General features: G+C 64.6%; 4 protein-coding genes. 1 reads left to right on the top strand and 3 read right to left on the bottom strand.

Going from position 1 to position 3,650, the window contains the following annotated elements:
• Both VB080_RS13755 and VB080_RS13750 read right to left on the bottom strand, forming a co-directional pair.
• Positions 1-621 (bottom strand): hypothetical protein (locus tag VB080_RS13755; RefSeq protein ID WP_323419024.1); only part of this gene is annotated, 621 nt, incomplete at its 3' end.
• Positions 622-738: 117 nt separating this feature from the next.
• The gene (locus VB080_RS13750; protein WP_323419023.1) at positions 739-1,662 is read right to left on the bottom strand and encodes an enoyl-CoA hydratase/isomerase family protein; all 924 of its coding nucleotides are present in this window, start codon (positions 1,660-1,662) and stop codon (positions 739-741) included.
• Positions 1,663-1,865: 203 nt separating this feature from the next.
• Here VB080_RS13750 and VB080_RS13745 point away from each other — a divergent pair, with 203 nt between their 5' ends.
• Positions 1,866-2,963, top strand: a complete 1,098-nt coding sequence (locus tag VB080_RS13745) for a lipocalin-like domain-containing protein (protein ID WP_323419022.1) — start codon at positions 1,866-1,868, stop codon at positions 2,961-2,963.
• Positions 2,964-3,048: 85 nt separating this feature from the next.
• On the opposite strand, the gene VB080_RS13740 is transcribed toward VB080_RS13745, so the two are convergent.
• Positions 3,049-3,650: hypothetical protein (locus VB080_RS13740; RefSeq protein ID WP_323419021.1), on the bottom strand; the 602-nt coding region annotated here is incomplete at its 5' end.

Raw genomic sequence — 3,650 nt, 5'->3', positions numbered from 1 at the left:
GTTCTTCAGCGCGACCTCGCGCTGGGTCATCAGGTAGTTGACGAACATCTCGTCGACGTCGTCGTAGCTCAGCCCGTACTGCTTGACGTAGCGGACCAGGATCGCCTCGACCGGACCGAACCCGCCGGTTCCCGGCTTCTCGTAAGCCGGATCGGTCGCCATCAGCACGGTGCTGAACAACTCCTCCGGGCTGAGGTTGCGGCGGAACTGCGGTGGGTACCCGGACTTCTCCGGCACCGTCGAGTTGATCTGCACCGCGCCGGTCAGCACCATGTCGTAGGCGCCGGACGCCACCTGCATCACCGCCTCGTTCAGGCCAAAACCGGCCGAAGCGCACGCCTCGTCATGGAACAGCGAGGGCTTCAGGTGCATCCCCAGCCAGTCCGAGTACTGCGGCCCGGCGCTCTTGACGCTGGAATAGACGTTCGGACCCGACTGGCCGATGTTGAACGCGTCGATGTCCTGCCCGGTGACATGGGCGTACTCCATCGCCTCGAGTGCGGCCTGCGTGAGCAGTTCCCGCTCGGTATAACCCTTGATCTGCGGAGTGCTCGCCACAATGCCCAAGGGCGTGTAGGTGGCCGCCAAAATAGAAACGCTGCGCGCCAGGTGTCCTGACATCGCCCCAACTCCTTTCGTGTCGTCGCGCTCTCACGCGAACGGATGAGGGTGTGCGCGACGCGGCGGAACCGTCGTCGCCGAAGGCTCCACCGCGTCCATGCGCACCACCTGCTCGGATCAGAGAACGTCCTTCTCGTCGCGTTCCAGAAGATCGTTGAACACGGCGATGTTGATCGGCTCGTAGGCGGTCGCCGCGGCGCCGTACCACTCCAGCGCGAACTGCTGCGGGAAGTCGACGTCCAGCGCCCGCCGCAGCGGCTGCCGGATCATGTCGTGGCTGAGCCGGCGCACCGCACGCGGCTGCTGCATGATCTGACGGGCGATCTCCCAGGCCCGCCCCATCACCTGGTCCAGCGGGACCACCTCGTTGACGATTCCCCAGTCGCGGGCCGTCTCGGCGCTGACCCCCTTGCCGACGTAGGCCAGGTAGTTCGCGCGCTTGTAGCCGGCGAGGAAGTTGAAGACCAGGTGCTGGCCGTCACCCGGCACCACACCGGCGCTGAAGTGGCCGTCCTGGAACACCGTCTCGGGTGTGCACAGGGTCAGGTCTGCCATCAGCGGGAACTCGGTGTGGCCGACCGACGGGCCGTTGATGACCGAGATGGTCGGGATGTGCACGTCGTAGACCATGTTGTACAGCAGATCCGTACCGTCGCGGTACTGCGGGTACAGACCGTCCAGATAGCGCTCGGTGTCCTTCTTCGCCATCGCCGCGACGGTCTTGATCGACTCCGGATCCATCCGGGTGAGGAACTCGTCGCCGGTGCCCGACATGATGAGCACCTCGTTCTCGGTGTCCTGTCCGATCAGCTTCAGCAGCTGACCCCACCCCTTGTGAATGCCATACACCCACTGCGCCGGTTTCTCGGGATCGTCGACCAGGTGGTGCTTGACCTCGATGATGCCGCCTTCGCGGCGCATCGAGAACCATCTCTTGAACCGCTGCGAGTACTCCTCGAACGGCGTGTAGGGGACGTACATCTCGCCGATATGCGAAACCCCACTCGTCTGGCTGCTGGCGCGTTCCTGCGTGTCTGACATCGCTGTCTCCTATGACTGAGTCCGACGGGCTCCTGTGCCCAGCTTCAGTCTCGTCGTACCCGGGCCTTATGTCAACGGTCGTAGAGATATCCTTGGGGATTGAATCTCAGCACTCGTTGACTTAGGCCGAACGTCGTGCGACGATGGCTGGCAAGGCATATGGCAGTGCCCTGCGCACGTCGCAACTCAAGGAGGAGAGCCTCGTGACAAAAGTACGACTGATGGATCGGCCCGATGACTTCGCGAAGCTGGGCATCAACCCGGACAAGGTCGAACCCTGGGAGGACGGCCGCCGCGACACCAGCAACGCGGGAACCAGCGAGGTCTGGTACTTCGACGCGATTCTGGACGACCAGACCAAGGTGGTGCTGTACTTCCACACCAAGAGCTACGCCAGGGCGTCCGAGGAAGGCGACGTGCCCGACGTCGGCATCCAGATCACCACGCCGGACGGCGTCACCCACGGCAGCGTGATCACCTTCTACCCCGTCGAGGAATCCTCCTTCGGCACCGACAAGTGCGACGTTCGGGTCGGCCCGCACACCGTGGTCGGCGACTTCGCCAACTACGACATCCACATCGATCCCATCGACGGGACCGGTGCCGACCTGCACTTCGAAGCCCTGGTCAAGCCGTACCGGCAGGGCACCGCGATCATCGCGCTGGGTGACGACGAGGAGTACCACTACACCGACCTCAGCGTCGTGAAGAACAAGGTGACCGGAACCATCACCGTCGACGGCGAGACCCGCGAGGTCACCGGGCTGGGCTACCACGACCACCAGTGGATGAACATCAGCCAGATGCAGGCCTGGCACCACTGGCTGTGGGGTCACCTCTACACCGACAACTACACCCTCCTGATCTACGATTTCGTGGCCAGCGAGCACTACGGCTTCACCAAGGTGCCGTTGTTCGGCGTACTGGACAACGCCACCGGCGAGGTGATCTTCCAGACCGACGGCAACTTCACCCTCGAAACCGACCTCGAGCTGCACGAGGCCTCCGGCAAGGAGTTCCCCAAGCGCAGCCGGTACGTGTTCACGAACGCCGACGGGGCGTCGGTGTCGTTCAACACCGAATGGCTCGAGGAACTCGAGGTCCGCGACGTCTACCATTCGGCGAACGAGGCGATCCGGGCCGCGATGGACGCTCAGGGCATCTCGCCGGTCTACATCCGGTATTTCGCGACGGGCAGCGTCACGCTGAACCTGCCGGGCCAGGAGTCGGTGACCGAGTCGGGCGACATGATCTACGAGTACCCCATCACCGGCAACCCCGATCCTCGCGCAGACGTGTGACCCGTCAGGGAAAGGGCTGCACCGCCGAAGGGAAGTGCAGCCCTTTCCCTGACGTTGGCAGGCTCCGGGCGGCCGGAGTCGTGCCTCAGCCCTGGTCGCGCAGTGTCGCGGCGGCCAGCCGGGCGCCGTTGCGGAACTCGACGGCGTAGTGCTGGGCGTGCTCCTCGACGTAGGCGGGCGGGCAGGCGGCGGGGTACCAGATCCGGAGGCTGACCTCCATACCCTCGGCGATGTCGCGGTACTCCTGCAGCACGTAACTGAACATCGTCCCGTCCGCCAGATCGGCGGCGCCGACCGTCGACAGATCGTACGAATTGTCGATCAACTCCGAGACGAAGTGCGGCACGTCATCAGGGGAGACGAAGGCGGGGAAGCTGCGGGTCGGCAGTCCGCCCATGGTCTCAATCACCCCGGGCCGCCCGCTGGGGGCCATCGCGTAGTGCTCGGGGTGGGCAGCGAAGGCCATAGTCAGGGCAGCGTCGCGTACGCGCGGGTCGGTGGAGGCCGCGCCGCCCATCATCTTCTGCACGGTAGGCATGAATTGTTGCACGTGGATGCCGGTGATGGTGAGCAGCACCTGGGTGCCGGTGAACCGGCCGTTCGACTGCTCCACGTAGCCCTTGAGCAGCCGGTCGGACTCCTCTACCTGGCCCTCGATCAGGTCAAGCATCGGCTGGCCTGCCAGCA

This window comes from Propionicimonas sp. (genome assembly GCF_034927565.1).
Lineage (GTDB): Bacteria > Actinomycetota > Actinomycetes > Propionibacteriales > Propionibacteriaceae > Propionicimonas.
This window is presented reverse-complemented; position numbering and strand designations above follow the sequence as displayed.

Excerpts from the sequence above, each read along its gene's own strand:
- VB080_RS13750 (WP_323419023.1), bottom strand. The coding sequence starts at position 1,662 with ATGTCAGACACGCAGGAACGCGCCAGCAGCCAGACGAGTGGGGTTTCG.